This window comes from Novosphingobium umbonatum (assembly GCF_004005905.1).
GTDB lineage: Bacteria > Pseudomonadota > Alphaproteobacteria > Sphingomonadales > Sphingomonadaceae > Novosphingobium > Novosphingobium umbonatum.
Genome location: NZ_SACO01000003.1, coordinates 332,479 through 349,878 on the forward strand (window position 1 = coordinate 332,479; position 17,400 = coordinate 349,878).

Here is a 17,400-nt window from a genome sequence, read left to right on the forward strand (position 1 = left end):
TGAAAGTTCAGTCCTTCCACACCAGCTTGGGCTTGCGCGCGGCCAGCGTTTCATCGACGCGGCGGCGCGGCGTGTAATGCGGCGCGCTTTTCAGCGTCACGTCACCCGCCTTGGCGCGTTCAGCCAGAGCGCGCATCGAAGCGATCAGGCGATCGGTACCCGCCTTGCTCTCGGTCTCGGTCGGTTCGACCAACATCGCGCCATGCACCACCAGCGGGAAATAGACCGTCATCGGGTGGAAACCCTCGTCGATCAGACCCTTGGCGACGTCCAGCGTGGTAAAGCCTTCGGCCAGACCATTGTCGCTGAACAAAGCCTCATGCATGCAAGGGCCAGCAGCGGCGAAAGGCGCGTCCAGCACGTCTTCAAGGCTGCGCAGGATGTAGTTGGCGTTGAGCACCGCATCCTCGGCCACCTGACGCAGGCCGTCATTGCCATGGCTGAGGATATAGGCCAGTGCGCGGGTGAACATGCCCATCTGGCCATGGAAGGCAGCCATACGGCCAAAGCTCTGCGCGTGGCCCTGGGCCGCGGCATCTTCTTCCTCGATCAGATGGGCCACGCCAGCGTCATCGCGCTGCACGAAAGGCAGAGGCGCAAAGGGGGCCAGCGCCGCCGACAGCACCACCGGACCCGAACCGGGGCCGCCACCGCCATGCGGGGTGGAGAAGGTCTTGTGCAGATTGATATGCATGGCGTCCACGCCCAGATCGCCCGGACGCACCTTGCCCACGATGGCGTTGAAATTGGCGCCATCGCAATAGACATAGCCACCAACCGCATGAACCGCGTCCGAAATGCGCTTCATGTCGCGCTCGAACAGGCCGCAAGTGTTGGGGTTGGTGATCATCACACCCGCCACATCGGGCCCAAGGCGCGACACCAGCGCATCGAAATCGACGCGGCCATCGGCATTGGCGGGGATGCTTTCCACGCGGAAACCGGCGAAGGCAGCCGTTGCGGGATTGGTGCCATGCGCGCTTTCGGGCACCAGCACCACGGGGCGGTCTTCGCCCTTGGCCTCAATCGCGGCGCGGATGCACAGCAGGCCACACAGTTCGCCATGCGCGCCCGCCTTGGGGCTGAGCGCCACAGCGGCCATGCCGGTCAGCGTGATCAGCCAGTCCGACAATTCGGCAATCGCTTCAAACGCGCCCGCCACGCTCTGCTTGGGCTGCAAAGGGTGGATGTCGGCAAAACCGGCCAGACGCGCCATTTTCTCATTGAGGCGCGGATTATGCTTCATGGTGCAGGAACCCAGCGGGAACGGCCCCAAGTCAATCGCATAATTCTGGCGCGACAGGCGGGTGTAATGGCGCACCACTTCCGGCTCGGACAGGCCGGGCAGAGCGGGCGCGGCCTTGCGCAGGAATTTGGACAAACCAGCGACAGGCGCGGCTTCCGGCTCAGGCAAATCAACGCCATAGGTGCCAGCCTGACCCAGTTCAAAGATCAGCGCTTCTTCCAGCTGCAAACCCTTGTCGCCGCTGGCGGTGGTGGGCAGGGCGCTGCCAGCGGGCCCCATTTCAGGCTTCCAGCCCGATGCATTAGGAGCGTTCATCACAGCACCTCCTTCAGCGCGGCCACCAGTGCCGCAATATCCTCATCGCTCGTGCATTCGCTGGCCGTGACCAGCAGGCCCGCATGCAATTGACTGGCCTGCGGATAGAGGCGACCCAGCGCCACGCCGCCCAGCACACCGCGATCGGCCAGAGCGCGCACAGCCTGACGCGCGTCCGATGGCAGCAGAACGGTGAATTCGTTGAAATAGGCGTTGTTGAGCAAAGTCACCCCCGGCAGAGCCGAAAGCGCAGCCGCCACCGCCTGCGCACGGCCATGGTTGACCGCCGCCAGTTGCGCGAGCCCTTCCCCGCCCAGCAAGCTCATGTGGATGCTGAAGGCCAGCGCGCAAAGGCCTGCATTGGTGCAGATATTGCTGGTGGCCTTTTCGCGGCGGATATGCTGCTCACGGGTGGACAGGGTCAGCACAAAGCTGCGGCGGCCATCGGCATCCACCGTTTCGCCACAAAGGCGACCGGGCATCTGGCGCACGAATTTCTCGCGGCAACCAAACAGGCCCAGATAAGGCCCGCCAAAATTGAGGCCCACGCCCAGAGACTGGCCTTCACCCACCACAATATCCGCGCCCAACACACCGGGCGCTTCCAGCAGGCCCAAAGCCACGGGCTCGGTCACCACCGCGATCAGCAGTGCGCCCTTGGCATGGGCGGCCTCGGCAATCGCGGCCAGATCGGGCACACGGCCCAGAATATCGGGATATTGCACCACAACCGCGCTGGTTTCGCCATCCACGCCAGCGATCAGCTCGGCGTCATCGGCCTCGGCGCTCAACACCGGCAGGCGGGCTTCCAGCACATCGCCGGTAAAGCGCGCCATGGTTTCCGCCGTCGCCACATAATGCGGGTGGAGACCGCCCGACAGCAGCACCTTGTTCCGCTTGGTCACGCGGCCCGCCATTGCAATCGCTTCCCAGCAGGCGGTCGAGCCGTCATACATCGAAGCATTGGCAATATCGGTGCCAAACAGGCGCGCCACCTGCGTCTGGAACTCGAACAGAACCTGCAACGTCCCCTGCGCGATTTCCGGCTGATAGGGCGTATAAGCGGTCAGAAACTCGCCGCGCTGGATCAGGTGATCGACGCTGGCGGGGATATGATGCCGATAGGCGCCTGCGCCCAGAAAGAAGGGCGCGGCACCGGCCGAAAGGTTGCGCGCGGCCAGCTTGGTCATGTGGCGTTCGACCGCCATTTCGCTAGCATGCGGGGCCAGACCGGCAATCGGGCCAGCCTGCAACGCATCGGCGGGCACATCGGCGAAAAGCTCGTCGATATGCGCGGCGCCAATGCGCTCCAGCATGGCGCTGCGGTCGGCTGCTGTGAGAGGCAGATAACGCATGAGGGCTTAAAGCTCCGCAATATAGGCAGCGTAAGCCGCCTCATCCATCAAATCGCCAAGTTCGGCGGCATCGGCCACGCTTTGGCGCCACAGCCAACCTTCGCCGTCGGGCGCGGTGTTGACCAGTTCGGGGGCTTCTTCCAGCGCCGGATTGCCTTCCAGCACTTCGCCGCCCACGGGGGCGTAAACGTCGCTGGCGGCCTTCACGCTGTCGACCACAGCGGCGGTGTCGCCCTTGGACAGCGCTTTGCCCGCTTCGGGCACTTCGACAAAGGTGATGTCGCCCAAAGCGTTCTGGGCATAATCGGTGATGCCTACGGTGGCGACGTCGCCTTCAACGGAAATCCACTCGTGGTCCTTGGTGAAATAGCGGGTCATTACGCGGCTCCTTTCCGGAAATAGCGATGGGGGACAAAAGGCATGGGGGTGACGATGGCGGGCAGCTTCTTGCCGCGCACATCGATGAAAAGTTCAGTGCCAGGGGTGGCCAGCGCGGCGGGCACATCGGCCATGGCAATGGGCTTGCCCAGGCTGGGGGCGAAACCGCCCGAGGTCAGCACGCCAACTTTTTCCTCGCCGTGATAAACCTCCGCGCCTTCGCGGGCGGCCTGACGGCCTTGCAGGGTCAGGCCGATGCGCTTGGTTGCGGTGCCTTCGGCCAGCGCGGCCTGAATGCGTTCCGCACCGGGGAAACCGCCTTCGACGCGGCGGCGCTTGTTGATGCCAAAGGTCAGGCCAGCGCTGATCGGGTCGATCTGTTCGTTGAGATCATGGCCATAGAGCGGCAGGCCCGCCTCCATCCGCAAGCTGTCACGCGCGCCAAGGCCGATCGGCTTCACGCTGGGATGGGCGCAAAGCGCATCGGCGAAGGCGGCGGCATGTTCGGCGGGCAGCGAGATTTCATAGCCATCCTCGCCGGTGTACCCCGAACGCGAGGCGTGGATTTCAACGCCGTTCCACAGATAGGGCCCAGACTGCATGAAGCCCAGCTCATCCACCGCCACAATCTGAGGCTGGGCAGGCGTCAGGCCCAGCGAGGCCAGCGCCAGCGCCGCTTCCGGCCCTTGCAGCGCCAGCAAAGCGGCCTCTTCCAGATGGCTCAGCGTGATTTCATCGGGCAGATATTCGCGCAAATGGCCGATATCATCCCACTTGGTCGCGCCGTTCACCACCATATAGAGGCCCGAATTCCAGCGCGTGACCATCAGGTCATCCAGCACGCCGCCTTCTTCGTTCAGCAGCAGCGAATAGCGCTGACGACCAACCTTAAGCGTCGACAGGTCGATGGGCAGCAGCGCTTCGACCGCCGCATCCAGACCTTCGCCCGCCAGATAGAGCTGGCCCATATGGCTGACGTCAAACAGACCGGCATGTTCGCGGGTCCACAGATGTTCGGCCATGATGCCTTCATATTGCACCGGCATCCAGTAACCGGCGAATTCCACCATGCGGCCGCCGCGTTCACGGTGCCAGCTGTCCAGCGGAAGAATGAGGGTTTCGGGCGTTTCGGCCTCTTCAATATTGTATGTGTCGCTCACAAATCAGACTTCCACGCAAGGTTGCACCGGTTACGGCGCCCCCTCTGTCACGGAAACCTGAGAGCTTGGCCCATGCCTGTCGGCACGAGGTTACCCCTTCGGCGGCCACTCGGCGTCTAGCACCAGTGGCTCTTTCCAGAGCATCGCTGTTGATCGACACGGTCCCTTGTGCCTGAGAGATTCCGGGGCGGTTGCTCCTTCGGCGTCCGGCAATTCTGGCGAATCACCGGAAACTCTCCCGCATCGATCAGCGATGCACCCGCCTTTCCCTGTTGCAGCGCAAAAGTCAAACCGGCGCGGCGGGCAACGGGGCATAATCTGTCATGAAATGATCCCAATGCGCAGAACTGCGCTAGGGAATTGGGCCTAAACGTTGGAAAGCCCCTCCGGCGCGCTGCCGTAAATCTGGGCATATTGCGCAATGGCGAAACGGTCGGTCATCCCTGCAATAAAATCGGCAATATGGCGACTGGCCTGCGGTTCGGATGCCGGCATGCGCGCCAGCCAATCGGCCCCCATCAGCGCCGGATCGGCGCGATAGGCAGCGAACAGGCCAGCGGTCACCTGCTTGGCCTTGGCGGCGGTGGCCAATTGTTCGGGGTGATAATACAGCCGGTCATACATGAAACGCTTCAGGCTGCGCTCGGCCTCCGCCATGGCGGGGGAGAAGGCGACGCTGGCCCGCCCTGCCCCGCGCACATCGGCGATGCTGGCCATACCTGCGGTGCGCTCTTGAGTTTCGGCAATCAGGTCATTGACCATGATGCCGATCTGGCTGCGCACCAATTCGCGCAGCTTGCGGTCATGCGGGGCGTGGGGATGCTTGGCCTCCACCGCGCGCCATTGCTCGGCCACAAAGGGCTGGGTCATCAGGTCATCAAGGCTGAGGAAACCGGCGCGCAGACCATCGTCAATGTCGTGGTTGTCATAGGCAATGTCATCGGCCAGCGCCGCCACTTGCGCCTCTAGGCAAGACCATTCGCCCAGATCCAGCGCGAAAGCGGCATCCAGTTCGGCCAGCGCCCAATTGGGATCGCGCACGGGGCCATTATGCTTGGCCAGACCTTCCAGCAATTCCCAGCTAAGATTCAAGCCATCATGCTCGCAATAGGGGCTTTCCAGGACCATCAACGTGCGCAGAGTATGGGCATTATGGTCCCACCCGCCCTGCCCTGCCAGCGCTTCGTCCAATGCGTCCTCACCACTATGGCCAAAGGGCGGGTGGCCGATGTCATGGGCAAGGCACAGGGCCTCCGTCAGATCCTCGTCCAGCCCAAGGCTGCGCGCAATCACGCGGCCGATCTGCGCCACTTCCAGACTATGGGTCAGCCGCACGCGGTAATGGTCCCCATCAGGCGCGATGAACACCTGCGTCTTGTGCCGCAAACGGCGGAAAGCGATGGAATGGATGATCCGGTCGCGGTCGCGCTGATAGGGGGTGCGCGGACCACGCGCCACGGCGCCTTCCAGCGCGAATTGGCGGCCGCGCGTTTGGGCGGGATTACAGGCTAACGGAGAAAGAGGCATAATCTGTCGGTTAGCCGAGCGGGCCTGCCATGACTAGCGGCAAATCACCGCAACCAGCACACGCCAGCGGCGGTCAGTGTCACCTGCATCACTTGCGGATCATCAATCTTTTGCAAGGCGGCGGCAATTTCCAGCGGAGAACGGTTCACACCCTTCAGCGCCTCCAACTTGCGCAATTGCGCCATGGTCAGTTGGTCGACCATCCGGCCCGCCATGCAACTGGCGACCGGAACAGGCATCCCCGCCCCTGTCAGTGCCCTCTCGATCCTTCCGCGCGCGATGGATTCGCCACAACCGGACAGGGTCAGCACCAGAACTAGAGCGGGGAGCATGGAACGCATGGAATGTCAGAACCTTATATCAAGGCCTTGCCCATCAATGCTGGAGGGATTTGACAATATCCTCCACCATCTTCTTGGCATCGGCCAACAGCATCATGGTCTGATCCATGTAGAACACATCATTATCCACGCCTGAATAGCCCACGCCACCCATCGAGCGCTTGATGAACATCACGGTCTTGGCCTTGTCCACGTCGAAGACGGGCATGCCATAGATCGGGCTGCTCTTGTCGCTCTTGGCGGCGGGGTTGACCACGTCATTGGCGCCGATGATGAAGGCCACGTCGCATTGGCCAAATTCGGCGTTGATGTCTTCCAGTTCGAACACATCGTCATAGGGCACATTGGCCTCGGCCAGCAGCACATTCATATGGCCCGGCATACGCCCTGCCACGGGGTGAATGGCATATTTGACGCTGACGCCTTCCTTTTTCAGCACATCGCCCATTTCACGCAGGGCATGCTGGGCCTGAGATACGGCCATGCCATAGCCGGGGATGATGATGACATTTTCCGCTTCTTTCAGCAGGAAAGCGGCATCTTCCGCGCTGCCCCGCTTCCACGGACGCTGCTCCTTGGGAGCACCACTGCCGCCTGCTTCCGGCGCGGCGCCAAAGCCACCCGCGATAACGGCAAGGAACCCACGGTTCATCGCCTTGCACATGATGTAGCTGAGGATCGCGCCCGAGGAACCCACCAGCGCACCGGTGATGATCATGGCGGTGTTATGCAGGGTAAAGCCCATGGCGGCGGCGGCCCAACCCGAATAGGAATTGAGCATCGAGACCACCACCGGCATATCCGCCCCGCCGATCGGGATGATCAACAGGAAGCCGATGGCAAAGGACAGCACCGTGATCAGGCCGATCACCCACAGGCTCTGGTCCTGCGTGAAATAGGCCACCAGCCCCAGAATGGCCAGCAAAGTACCCAGATTGATCACATGACGGCCCGGCAACAGGATCGGCGCGCCGCCCATCTTGCCCGCCAGTTTCAGGAAAGCGATGACCGAACCGCTGAAAGTGATCGCACCGATGGCGATGCCCAGCCCCAGTTCGATACAGCTTTGCAGCATGATCGCCGGAGCAGGCGCTTCAGCCTTCAGTTGCGCCATGCGCAGGCTTTCCTCAAACACTTTGGTCATGGCCGCAGGGTCGGAGGAATTGCTTCCCAATGCGATAATGTTGCTGGCATGCGGCACAGCCTGCGCCACCACATCGGCAATACCGAAAGCCTCGGGGTTGAGATAGGCCGCCCAGCCCACCAGCACCGCGGCAAGGCCAACCAGCGAGTGGAAAGCGGCAACCAGTTGCGGCATATCGGTCATGGCGATGCGACGGGCGATGATGAAGCCGATGCCGCCGCCAATCGCCAAAGCGCCGATGATCTCGGGCAGGCTGGCCACTTCATGTGTGACCAGCGTGGTGCCCACAGCAATCGTCATGCCCAACATGCCATAGCGATTGCCCGCCCGACTGGTCGCTGGCGAGGACAACCCGCGCAGGGCCAGAATGAACAGCACGCCCGACACCAGATAGGCCAGCATGGCCCATGAAGGCACAGCGGCATGGGCGGCTCCCGCCGCCGCGCTCAGAAGAGAGAGAACCATCACTTCTTCTCCTTCTTCTTATACATGGCCAGCATACGCGCCGTTACCGCAAAGCCGCCGAAAATATTGATCGAGGCCAGCACCACCGCGCCCAGCCCCAGCCATTTGGAAATGCCCGCTGCCTCGCCCAGACCGCTGGCCGCAGACGCGATCAGCGCGCCCACCACGATCACCGAGGAAATAGCATTGGTCACCGCCATCAAAGGCGTATGCAGGGCCGGCGTCACCGACCAGACCACGTAATAGCCCACGAAACAGGCCATTACAAAGATCGATAGAATCGAGATAAAGTCCATTTACCGCCCCCTTCAGCCCAACAGCCTTGGATGCACAACCGCGCCATCCTTGGTCAGACGGATCGCATTGCCGATTTCCTCGTCCAACACAGGACGCCCCTGTTCCTTGTCCCAGAAAGCGGAGAGGAAATTGTAGAGATTGCGCGCAAACAGCGCCGAAGCATCCGCCGCCAGATGCGCGGGCGTGTTGGAATAGCCCATGATCTTCACGCCATGGCGTTCCACGATCTGATCCTGCACGCTGCCTTCGACATTGCCGCCCTGCGCCACGGCAAGGTCGAAAATGACGCTGCCCGGCTTCATGGTGGCAATCTGCGCATCGGTGATCAGACGCGGCGCGGCGCGGCCGGGGATCAGCGCGGTGGTGATCACAATATCCTGCTTGGCAATATGGGCCGAAACCAGTTCGGCCTGCGCTGCCTGATATTCAGGGCTCATTTCGGTGGCATAGCCGCCCGCGCCCTCGCCCTCGATACCGGCGACCTTTTCCACGAAGATCGGCTTGGCGCCCAGCGAGAGGATCTGCTCCTTGGTCGCGCTGCGCACGTCTGTGGCCGAAACCTGAGCGCCCAAACGGCGCGCGGTGGCAATCGCCTGAAGCCCTGCCACGCCCACGCCCATAACGAACGCCTTGGCGGCCGAGATCGTGCCCGCCGCTGTCATCATCATCGGGAAAGCGCGACCATAGGTCGCCGCCGCGTCAATCACCGCCTTGTATCCGGCAAGGTTGGACTGGCTGGACAGGATGTCCATGCTTTGCGCACGGGTGATGCGCGGCATGAATTCCATCGCCAAAGCCTCTATGACACCGGTGGCATAGGCATCAATGCGCGCGCGCTGGCCAAAGGGATCCAGCCCTGCGGCCAACATCGCCCCCTGCTTCACACCTGCCAGCAAATCCGGTTCCGGCCCCTGCACCGCCAACACAATATCCGCGCCTGCCACGGTGGTGGCGGCATCGCCCAATATTGCGCCCATGGCAGCATAATCAGCATCGCTGATCGAAGCGGTAAGTCCTGCTCCGCTTTCCACCGCCACAACAGCGCCCAGAGCTGTAAATTTCTTCACCGTTTCGGGTGTAACGGCCACGCGAGTTTCCCCGCTGCTCCTTTCTTTTAGAACAGCGATCTTTATCTTATCGATCATCCGGCCCCCTTAACGCGTCAATAGATAGACCACGAGCATGGTGATTAACGCAATGATTGGCGTAGCAACTTTGATAAGGCGAATAAAGCCTTGATAAGTTTCTTTTGCGGCTGCGATATTTTGGGTATTAGCCATAGCAATTCTCCCGCCAAGTCTTGTTGTTATGGGGTGACTGTAGCCAGAGCCACCCCGCCTTACAAGACCAAAGGCACGCGCCACAGGCTATCCCTTTGGCCATCCTTTTGGCCAGTTTATGTGCGCCACCCGCATCAGCCTTAAGAGCCTCTTTACCCGTTCCCTCTACACAACTGGCCCATGGGAACAGGCCGGGACACTATGTCGGACAGCGAACAGCGGCTCTTGATGTTGATTGATGACGAACCGGCGCAAAGCCGGCTCATCACCGCGCTTGCCGCGCGTGAGGGCTGGCGCACGCTGGTGGTCAGCGATGCAGAAACCGCGATTGCCACGCTGGGCACGCGGCAGGGCATGCAGTTGGGCGCGGTCATCCTTGATCAGTGGGTGCCGGGCGATGATGCCTGTGCGCTGATTGCCGAATTGCGCGGCCGTCGCCCAGCCTTGCCGATCCTGATGCTCACCACCTCCTCCTCGCCCTTGCTGGCGGTGGAAGCGATGCGGGCGGGCGCTACCGATTATCTGATCAAACCTGTCGCGCCCGATCGGCTGATGACCGCGCTGCGCAGCGCCACCACGCGCGAAGCCCCGCGCGATGAATTGCAACCGCTGACAGAGAAAATGCCCTCCTCGCCCGATTTCGAAGCGATGATTGGCGCGGCTCCCGCCTTCCGCACAGCCTTGGCGATTGCGGCCAAATCGGCGCGGGGTAGCGGGCATATTCTGGTGGAAGGTGAAACCGGCACCGGCAAGGAAATGCTGGTGCGCGCCATTCACGCTGCTTCTCAGCGTTCCAAGATGCCTCTGCGCATCATCAACGTAGGGGCGACACCCGCCAATTCGATTGAGTCGGCGCTGTTCGGCCATGAAAAAGGCGCCTTCCCCGGTGCTTTTGACCGGCAGATGGGTTCGCTGCAACATTGCGACGGCGCAACGCTGGTGATTGACGAGATCGATCGCCTGCCCTTGGTGGTGCAGCAAAGGCTGGCCGAATTTCTGGTGCAGGGCTCCTGCCGCCCGATTGGCGCACGCCATGCGTTTCGCGTCGATGTGCGTCTGATCGCCGCCTCGAACTATCCGCTCAAGGAACTGGTCGAACACGGCGATTTCCTGCCCGAACTCTATCACGCGCTTTGCGGCACGACCGTTATGCTCCCGCCCCTGCGCGCCCGTTCCGGCGATATTCCGGCGCTAGCCCGCCATTTCCTGGGCCGCATTGGCGAACAGCCCGGCCTGCGCCCCTTGGGCATCACCGATGGCGCACTGGCGCTGCTGGGCGCCTATGACTGGCCGGGCAATGTGCGGCAATTACAGGCGGTGCTGTTCCGCGCTGCAGTCTTCTGCGATGGCGATGCACTGACGGCGGATGACTTCCCGCAATTGTCCAGCATGATCAGCGCCGAACCGCCCAGCGCTGGCCATAATGGCATGGCGCATGAAAGCGCGGGCGTGATGTTGTTCACCGCCGATGGCAATTTGCGCCCGTTGGAGGACATTGAAGCCGATGTCATCCGTCTGGCCATTGGCCATTATCGCGGTCGCATGACCGAAGTCGCCCGCCGTCTGGGGATTGGCCGCAGCACGCTTTACCGCAAGCTGGGCGAATTGGGGATTGGCGACGCGGCTTGATGGCCGCTCCATCAACGCACTGGATATTTCGAAATCAGGTAATAATGTAAGGCGTCATCACCCTGTTCAGGATGTCGCCATGCAAAAATCTGTCCCATCCCTCTTCGCGCTATTGGCCGCGCCAGCCTTGGCCGCTTGTGCCATCGCCAGCCCCGCCGCCGCCAAGCCTGCGCCAAAAACCGCAACTGCCGCCCCTTGGAATGCGTTTGTCCGGCAGACGATCGACCAATGGTTTGCCATCGATCCGTCCACCGCAGTCTATGTCGGCAACCACAAGTTTGACGGCCAATTGCCGGACTGGAGCGCATCGGGCCTGAAGCGCAAGGAAGCCTTCCTCAATGGCCTGATCGCCCGCGCTGGCCAATTCAAGGGCTTGAGCGATGACCAAAGCTTCGAACGCGACTATCTGGTGCAAGTGGCCAAGGGGCAGTTGTTCTGGTTGACCGATGCTGACCAGCCCCACCGCAACCCCGCCTTCTATGTCGGCGGCGGGCTGGACCCCAACGTTTATATCTCGCGCGAATATGCGTCGCCCAAGGTGCGGATGCAGGCGCTGATCCGCTTTTTCGAAGCCGTGCCCAAAGCCGCCGCACAAATCCGTGGCAATCTCAACCAGCCTATGCCCGAAACTTTCCTTTATTACGGGGGGGCGGGCTTTAACGGCTTTGCCGATGCCTATGCCAAGGATGCGCCGCAAGCCTTTGCCAATGTGAAGGATGCCGCGCTGCAAGCCCGCCTGAAAGCCGCCTCGATCAAGGCCAGCGCAGCAATGAAGCAGGTGGGCGATTGGCTGAAGACGCAAAAGCCTGCCGGCGATTATGCGCTGGGCGCGGATCGCTTTGCACGCATGGTTTCGGCCACCGAAGCGGTGGATGCCCCCGTTTCCGCCATTGCCGCCGCTGGCAAGGCCGATCTGGAGCGTAACCGCGCTGCCCTGGTCGAGGCCTGCAACAGCTTTGCCCCCGGCCTGTCGGTTCCGGCCTGTGTGGACAAAATGAATGCCGAAAAGCCCGAAGGCGGCCCCGTGGCCGAAGCGACCAAACAGATCCCCGATCTGGAAGCCTTTGTCCGCGCCAACAATATCGTGACCATCCCCGGCACGGAAAAGGCGCTGGTCCGCCCCAGCCCGCCCTATAATGCGCAAAACAGCGCCTATATCGATCCGGCAGGGCCGCTGGATAAGGGGCTGCCCTCCATCTATTACATCAGCCCGCCTGATCCTTCATGGTCCAAGGAAAAGCAGGACGCCTATATCCCCGGCAAGGCCGACCTGCTGTTCACCAGCGTGCATGAGGTGATGCCCGGCCATTTCGTGCAATTCCTGCATTCCAACCGCGCCAAATCGCCGGTAGGTCAATTGTTCGTCGGCTATGCCTTTGCCGAGGGTTGGGCCCATTATGCCGAGGAAATGATGTGGGACGCTGGTCTTGGTAACGGCGATCCCAAGGTGCATATCGGCCAGCTATCCAATGCCCTGCTGCGCGATTGCCGTTTGCTGTCGGCGATTGGCCTGCATACGGGCGGGATGACCGTCGCCCAGTCCAAGGCCATGTTCCAGGAGCAATGTTTTCAGGATGAAGGCAATGCCGACCAGCAGGCCGCGCGCGGCACTTATGATCCGGCCTATCTCAACTATACGCTGGGCAAGCTGATGATCCGCCGTCTGCGCGATGACTGGACCGCAAGCCGTGGCGGGCGGGCAGCATGGCGCGCCTTCCACGACGAATTCCTGTCCTATGGCGGCCCGCCGATCCCGTTGATCCGCCAGAAGATGTTGCGGGAAGCAGCACCGCATGCCCAATTTTAAAAGCGGGCAATATTAAAGGGTAAAGCGGTGAGAGGCGCCGGTCAGCCACGCCTCTCACCGCGACCCGCCTCCGTTGATAACAGCGGGGCGGATCAATCCACGATCTGGCTGAAATCCGTCAGCGCTCCATCGCGCATCCCGCGCCATACGCGCAAAGCCTGCGCGGTTTCGGCCACATCATGCACGCGGATCACCTGCACGCCCGCCGCCGCCATCTGCAGCGCCAAGGCCAGCGAACCGCCCAAGCGTTGATCGGCAGGCGCTTCATGCGAAAGCGCGCCAATCATCCTCTTGCGGCTAGCCCCCACCAACAGCGGGCAACCCAGCGCATGAAACAAAGGCAGCGCATTCATCAGCGCCAGATTTTCCGCCAAACTCTTGCCAAAGCCGATGCCGGGATCGAGCAGGATCATATCCCGCGCAATGCCCGCAGCTTCCGCCGCATCGCGCCGCTCGCGTAGCCAGTCGAACACATCGAGCACCACATCGCTGTAATGCGCGTCGGCATGCAGGTCTTCCCCGCGCCCCGGCGCATGCATCAGCCCAACGGGAATGCCCGCCTTAGCCGCATAGTCCAGACTGCGCGGATCATGGCGCAGGGCGGATACATCATTCCACAATTGCGGCCCCGCCCCCGCGCCTGCGGCGAGCGCGGCCTCCATCACGCCAACCCGCCGCGTATCCACGCTGATCGCTGCGCCAGTGACCGAGAGCTTTTCCACCACCGGCACCACGCGGGCAATCTCGTCGCCCTCCCACACTGGGGCGGCATTGGGACGGGTGGATTCCCCGCCAATGTCGATGATGGCCGCGCCCGCTTCCTGCATCGCGCCCGCATGGGCAAGCGCCGCTTCCAGATCGGAGCCATAGCGCCCGCCATCGGAGAAGCTGTCAGGCGTGATGTTCAAAATGCCCATCACCTGCGGCTGATCCATCCGGATCTGGCGCTCACCCAATTGCAAAGCCTTACGAGAAGCGCGCAGGCCATCCCATTGCGCCTGCGCTTCCTCGCGATCATCGCCGGACAGAGCAGCCAGAGCCGAAGGCACATCCCCCGCGCCCAACACCTGCCGCGCCACCACGCGCGCGCCATCACGGCGGATCAACGCGAAATGGCTGGCATAAGTCAGGCCGCCCGCGATGCGGACAGCGCCGCCCTCCATCGCCTGCGGACTATCCACCAAGGCGATGGGACGAAGATACAGCGTCATAAAGCGGGGATCAGTCTTCCGTAGCCAGCAGGTAAAGCTGGCGCACGGCGTCCAGAGGCTTCACCTCGCCCTCGTGCTGCAGATGCCAGAAGGTCCAGCCATTGCAGCTGGGCGCGCCCTGCAATTTGGCGCCCACGCCATGGATCGAACCATTGAGGTCATCCACCTGCAACGAACCATCGGCGCGCACCACGGCGCGGTAGCGACCCTTCTTATCCTGCACCATCGTGCCCGGCGCGATCCAGCCCGTTTCCACCAAAGTGCCAAAGGCCACCTTGGGCGCGGCGCGCTTGCTCTGCATGGTTTTCAGCGCACTTTCATCCAGCGGCAGCGCCATTTCGATGCGCTCCATCGCCGCTTCGCGATAATCGGCCTGCTGTTCGCAACCGATCCAGTTGCGCCCCAAACGCTTGGCCACAGCGCCGGTGGTGCCGGTGCCAAAGAAGGGATCAAGCACCACATCGCCCGTATTGGTGGTGGCCAGCATCACGCGATAGAGCAGTGCTTCGGGCTTCTGCGTGGGATGCACCTTCGTGCCACCCTTCTTCAAACGCTCCGCGCCATTGCAAATCGGCAGCACCCAGTCCGAACGCATCTGCAATTCATCATTGAGCGTCTTCATCGCGTTATAGTTGAAGGTATATTTCGCCTTCTCGCCCATGCTGGCCCAGATCAGCGTTTCATGCGCATTGGTGAAACGCGTGCCCTTGAAATTGGGCATGGGATTGGCCTTGCGCCACACGATATCGTTGAGGATCCAGAAGCCCAGGTCCTGCAGGATGGCACCCACACGGAAGATATTGTGATAGGAGCCGATCACCCACAGACTGCCATTGGGCTTGAGCACGCGGCGCGCTTCGGTCAGCCATGCGCGGGTAAAGGCGTCATAGGCGGCAAAGCTGTCAAACTTGTCCCAATCATTGGTGACCGCATCGACATGGCTGCCATCGGGGCGCGCCAGATCGCCACCCAACTGCAGGTTATAGGGCGGATCGGCAAACACCATATCCACGCTGGCGGTGGGCAAACGGCGCATCGCCTCGATGCAATCGCCCTCCAGAATATGGCCCAGCGGCAGATCCACCCGCTGCGGAACCAGAGCCTCCGGCAATTCCCGTGCAATGCGACGCGTCAGCTTGGCGCTTGCGGGGGTGGAACGGATACGTTCCTTGAGAAGGACCTGGCCCATGGGGATTCCTGTGCATAATTGGGTGATAACGAGGCACAGTTTGAGTCATTGCGGGACTCTCGTCAAGCCGCGACTCGTGGATTCACCGCGAGTCGCGGCCAAAATGGGGAGTCAACTGAACGAGAACGGAAAGAGTCCGACACAAGGGATAGAGTCCCCCGAGTCGCTGGAGACTCAACATATGGTAGGTGGGTCTGTGTAAACTTCTGTGGATATTATTTTTGCACGGCACCTAAAACCTTCGCTACTGGCGCAAAGCTGACGCGGTGATGGAGCGTGGCGCCATGAGCTTGCAAGGCGGCCAGATGTTCCGCCGTGCCATAGCCCGCGTTACGCTCCCACCCATATTGCGGATGCTGCGCGGCCAGCGCCTGCATGATGCGGTCGCGGTGCTCTTTGGCGATAATGCTGGCAGCGGAAATGGCGGCCTCGCTGGCATCCCCCCCCACAATCGCGCGGGCGGGCCAGCGCCACGCCTCCACGCGGCCTTCGGGCGTTTTATTGCCATCGATCAGCACCATGGGCGGATCGCCAACCTTTAGCACCAAAGCCTCCACCGCCCGCGTCATGGCCAACATGGTGGCAGCGAAAATATTGATGCGGTCGATCTCCGCCGCCTCCACCACACCCACAGCCCAATGCGCCTGTGCCTTGATCTGCGCCTCCAGCACGGCGCGGCGTTTCGCGCTCAGTTTCTTGCTGTCATTGAGCCCCGCAATCGCGGCGTCACCCAGCCACACGGCCCCCGCAACCACCGGCCCCGCCAAGGGGCCACGCCCCGCCTCATCCACGCCAAAGCACATCATGCCGTCTCCATGGCACAATTTGGCACGATGAACAGGCCGGTTTTGATTGCAACCAACGCCCCCCTGCCCTATCCGCCAGCCCATTATGGCCGTTGAACCCTCTCTCATCCCGCTCGACAATGTGGACCCCGCGCTGGTCGAGACCCTGCTCGACCGCGCTTTCGAGCCTGAACGCCGCCAGCGCACCGCCTATAAGGTGCGCGGCGATGCCGACTGGCTGCCCGCTTTGTCCTTTGCCGCGGTGGACGAGGAAGAGCATCTGGTGGGCACGATCCAGTGCTGGCCGGTGGCCTTGACCGATGCCGAGGGACGCCCGCATCCGATGATCATGGTCGGCCCCGTGGCCGTTCTGCCCGAGGCGCAGGGGCGCGGTTTTGGCAAGGCCTTGGTCAGCGCGACCATTTCTGCGCTGAACCCCAAGGCACAGCTGCCCTTGGTGATGATTGGCGATCCGGAATATTATGATCGCTGGGGCTTTTCGGCTCTAGCCACCGGTGAGTGGGAATTGCCCGGCCCGTTTGACCGCCACCGCCTGCTGGTGCGGCACGAGAATGCCGCCGTGCTGCCCAAGCAGGGCACTTTGGGGCCATGGACTCGCTAATAGATTAGTTGCGCTGATCCATCGGGGAAAAGCTTTGCCGGACGCTAGCCTCTGGCAAAGCCATAGCGCATAATCCGCCTATGCCGATGGATGTGCCCCCTCCCCTTGCCGCCTGCTCGCTGGCCGAGCTGACCGCTTTGGCGCAGGGCGCAGGGCTGCCGCCGGTGGAGCGCTGGCATCCGACAGAAGTGCTGGACAGCCGCATGGTGATCCGCGCCGATGGAGCATGGTGGCATGAAGGCGCGCCGATTACCCGCCCCGCCATGGTGAAGGCTTTCTCCACGCTGTTGATGCGCGATGAGGCTGGCCAACATTGGCTGGTCACGCCGCAGGATCGGCAGACGATCGAGGTGGAGGATGCCGCCTTCATCGCCGTGGATGTGGTGGAACGCGATGGCGCTCTGGCCTTTCGGTTGAACACAGAGGACACGGTGATTGCCGACGCCGCCCACCCATTGGTGGCGCGCGGCACGCAGGATCACCCTGCGCTCTACCTGTCCGTCCGCCATGGCTGCGAGGCGCGTTTGAACCGCTCCACCTGGGGACAGATTGTCGACATGGCTGTGGATAAATGCGGCATGGATGGTGAACTCTGGGTGGAAAGCATGGGGATACGTTTCCCGATCACCCCACAAAACCCCGCCTGATC

17 protein-coding genes and 2 riboswitches are annotated in these 17,400 nt (G+C 62.1%); of the genes, 4 read left to right on the forward strand and 13 right to left on the reverse strand.

What is annotated here, in order from left to right; all coding sequences use genetic code 11:
* Window positions 1-7 precede the first annotated feature (7 nt).
* From gcvPB to EOE18_RS06050, 10 genes are all read right to left on the reverse strand, one after another.
* On the reverse strand, window positions 8-1,561 hold the full coding sequence (gene gcvPB / locus EOE18_RS06005; RefSeq protein ID WP_127707207.1) for an aminomethyl-transferring glycine dehydrogenase subunit GcvPB: 1,554 nt from the start codon (window positions 1,559-1,561) through the stop codon (window positions 8-10).
* Window positions 1,561-2,916, reverse strand: coding sequence for an aminomethyl-transferring glycine dehydrogenase subunit GcvPA (gcvPA, locus tag EOE18_RS06010; RefSeq protein ID WP_127707209.1), 1,356 nt, complete (start codon window positions 2,914-2,916; stop codon window positions 1,561-1,563). Before gcvPA ends, gcvPB begins: the two co-directional genes overlap by 1 nt.
* Before the next feature lie 6 nt (window positions 2,917-2,922).
* Entirely contained in the window at window positions 2,923-3,294 is a 372-nt protein-coding gene (gene gcvH / locus EOE18_RS06015) for a glycine cleavage system protein GcvH (protein WP_127707211.1), read from the reverse strand.
* The gene (gene gcvT, locus EOE18_RS06020; protein WP_127707213.1) at window positions 3,294-4,454 is read right to left on the reverse strand and encodes a glycine cleavage system aminomethyltransferase GcvT; all 1,161 of its coding nucleotides are present in this window, start codon (window positions 4,452-4,454) and stop codon (window positions 3,294-3,296) included. Before gcvT ends, gcvH begins: the two co-directional genes overlap by 1 nt.
* 34 nt (window positions 4,455-4,488) lie before the next feature.
* Window positions 4,489-4,603: riboswitch (glycine riboswitch) on the reverse strand.
* Window positions 4,604-4,705, reverse strand: a riboswitch (glycine riboswitch). It abuts the riboswitch before it with no gap.
* 115 nt (window positions 4,706-4,820) lie between these two features.
* On the reverse strand, window positions 4,821-5,981 hold the full coding sequence (locus EOE18_RS06025; protein ID WP_127707215.1) for a deoxyguanosinetriphosphate triphosphohydrolase: 1,161 nt from the start codon (window positions 5,979-5,981) through the stop codon (window positions 4,821-4,823).
* 44 nt (window positions 5,982-6,025) lie between these two features.
* On the reverse strand, window positions 6,026-6,322 hold the full coding sequence (locus EOE18_RS06030) for a hypothetical protein (RefSeq protein WP_127707216.1): 297 nt from the start codon (window positions 6,320-6,322) through the stop codon (window positions 6,026-6,028).
* A 34-nt stretch (window positions 6,323-6,356) separates the two neighbouring features.
* Window positions 6,357-7,868 carry an NAD(P)(+) transhydrogenase (Re/Si-specific) subunit beta gene (locus tag EOE18_RS06035; RefSeq protein ID WP_127707454.1) on the reverse strand — a complete coding sequence of 504 codons (1,512 nt, stop codon included), beginning with the start codon at window positions 7,866-7,868 and terminating at the stop codon, window positions 6,357-6,359.
* 62 nt (window positions 7,869-7,930) lie between these two features.
* Window positions 7,931-8,227 (reverse strand): proton-translocating transhydrogenase family protein, encoded by a 297-nt coding sequence (locus EOE18_RS06040; protein ID WP_127707217.1) that lies wholly within the window; start codon window positions 8,225-8,227, stop codon window positions 7,931-7,933.
* A gap of 12 nt (window positions 8,228-8,239) precedes the next feature.
* Window positions 8,240-9,361 carry an NAD(P) transhydrogenase subunit alpha gene (locus tag EOE18_RS06045; protein WP_127707456.1) on the reverse strand — a complete coding sequence of 374 codons (1,122 nt, stop codon included), beginning with the start codon at window positions 9,359-9,361 and terminating at the stop codon, window positions 8,240-8,242.
* 21 nt (window positions 9,362-9,382) lie between these two features.
* Window positions 9,383-9,508, reverse strand: coding sequence for an aa3-type cytochrome c oxidase subunit IV (locus EOE18_RS06050; RefSeq protein WP_181953018.1), 126 nt, complete (start codon window positions 9,506-9,508; stop codon window positions 9,383-9,385).
* Between the two features lie 201 nt (window positions 9,509-9,709).
* On the opposite strand from EOE18_RS06050, the gene EOE18_RS06055 reads away from it, so the two are divergent.
* Together EOE18_RS06055 and EOE18_RS06060 are read left to right on the forward strand one after the other, a co-directional pair.
* Entirely contained in the window at window positions 9,710-11,137 is a 1,428-nt protein-coding gene (locus tag EOE18_RS06055; protein WP_127707218.1) for a sigma-54-dependent transcriptional regulator, read from the forward strand.
* Between the two features lie 79 nt (window positions 11,138-11,216).
* A complete protein-coding gene (locus tag EOE18_RS06060; RefSeq protein WP_127707219.1) occupies window positions 11,217-12,944 on the forward strand; it encodes a DUF885 domain-containing protein in 1,728 nt (575 codons plus the stop codon).
* Between the two features lie 92 nt (window positions 12,945-13,036).
* On the opposite strand, the gene folP is transcribed toward EOE18_RS06060, so the two are convergent.
* The 3 genes from folP to EOE18_RS06075 all read right to left on the reverse strand — a co-directional run bounded on the left by folP (window position 13,037) and on the right by EOE18_RS06075 (window position 16,150).
* Entirely contained in the window at window positions 13,037-14,155 is a 1,119-nt protein-coding gene (folP, locus tag EOE18_RS06065; RefSeq protein ID WP_127707220.1) for a dihydropteroate synthase, read from the reverse strand.
* A 10-nt stretch (window positions 14,156-14,165) separates the two neighbouring features.
* The gene (locus tag EOE18_RS06070) at window positions 14,166-15,344 is read right to left on the reverse strand and encodes a site-specific DNA-methyltransferase (RefSeq protein WP_127707221.1); all 1,179 of its coding nucleotides are present in this window, start codon (window positions 15,342-15,344) and stop codon (window positions 14,166-14,168) included.
* 215 nt (window positions 15,345-15,559) lie between these two features.
* Window positions 15,560-16,150 (reverse strand): ribonuclease HII, encoded by a 591-nt coding sequence (locus EOE18_RS06075; RefSeq protein ID WP_127707223.1) that lies wholly within the window; start codon window positions 16,148-16,150, stop codon window positions 15,560-15,562.
* Window positions 16,151-16,235: 85 nt separating this feature from the next.
* Here EOE18_RS06075 and EOE18_RS06080 point away from each other — a divergent pair, with 85 nt between their 5' ends.
* Window positions 16,236-16,751 carry a GNAT family N-acetyltransferase gene (locus EOE18_RS06080; RefSeq protein ID WP_127707225.1) on the forward strand — a complete coding sequence of 172 codons (516 nt, stop codon included), beginning with the start codon at window positions 16,236-16,238 and terminating at the stop codon, window positions 16,749-16,751.
* A gap of 86 nt (window positions 16,752-16,837) precedes the next feature.
* Window positions 16,838-17,398 (forward strand): DUF1285 domain-containing protein, encoded by a 561-nt coding sequence (locus EOE18_RS06085; RefSeq protein ID WP_342772640.1) that lies wholly within the window; start codon window positions 16,838-16,840, stop codon window positions 17,396-17,398.
* Window positions 17,399-17,400 lie beyond the last annotated feature (2 nt).

Bases quoted from the DNA above. Each gene is read 5' to 3' on its own strand.
- gcvPB (WP_127707207.1), bottom strand. From the start codon at position 1,561: ATGAACGCTCCTAATGCATCGGGCTGGAAGCCTGAAATGGGGCCCGCT.
- gcvPA (WP_127707209.1), bottom strand. From the start codon at position 2,916: ATGCGTTATCTGCCTCTCACAGCAGCCGACCGCAGCGCCATGCTGGAG.
- gcvH (WP_127707211.1), bottom strand. From the start codon at position 3,294: ATGACCCGCTATTTCACCAAGGACCACGAGTGGATTTCCGTTGAAGGC.
- EOE18_RS06025 (WP_127707215.1), bottom strand. From the start codon at position 5,981: ATGCCTCTTTCTCCGTTAGCCTGTAATCCCGCCCAAACGCGCGGCCGC.
- EOE18_RS06030 (WP_127707216.1), bottom strand. From the start codon at position 6,322: ATGCGTTCCATGCTCCCCGCTCTAGTTCTGGTGCTGACCCTGTCCGGT.
- EOE18_RS06035 (WP_127707454.1), bottom strand. From the start codon at position 7,868: ATGCTGGCCTATCTGGTGTCGGGCGTGCTGTTCATTCTGGCCCTGCGC.
- EOE18_RS06040 (WP_127707217.1), bottom strand. From the start codon at position 8,227: ATGGACTTTATCTCGATTCTATCGATCTTTGTAATGGCCTGTTTCGTG.
- EOE18_RS06050 (WP_181953018.1), bottom strand. From the start codon at position 9,508: ATGGCTAATACCCAAAATATCGCAGCCGCAAAAGAAACTTATCAAGGC.
- EOE18_RS06055 (WP_127707218.1), top strand. From the start codon at position 9,710: ATGTCGGACAGCGAACAGCGGCTCTTGATGTTGATTGATGACGAACCG.
- EOE18_RS06060 (WP_127707219.1), top strand. From the start codon at position 11,217: ATGCAAAAATCTGTCCCATCCCTCTTCGCGCTATTGGCCGCGCCAGCC.
- folP (WP_127707220.1), bottom strand. From the start codon at position 14,155: ATGACGCTGTATCTTCGTCCCATCGCCTTGGTGGATAGTCCGCAGGCG.
- EOE18_RS06070 (WP_127707221.1), bottom strand. From the start codon at position 15,344: ATGGGCCAGGTCCTTCTCAAGGAACGTATCCGTTCCACCCCCGCAAGC.
- EOE18_RS06075 (WP_127707223.1), bottom strand. From the start codon at position 16,150: ATGATGTGCTTTGGCGTGGATGAGGCGGGGCGTGGCCCCTTGGCGGGG.
- EOE18_RS06080 (WP_127707225.1), top strand. From the start codon at position 16,236: ATGGCCGTTGAACCCTCTCTCATCCCGCTCGACAATGTGGACCCCGCG.
- EOE18_RS06085 (WP_342772640.1), top strand. From the start codon at position 16,838: ATGGATGTGCCCCCTCCCCTTGCCGCCTGCTCGCTGGCCGAGCTGACC.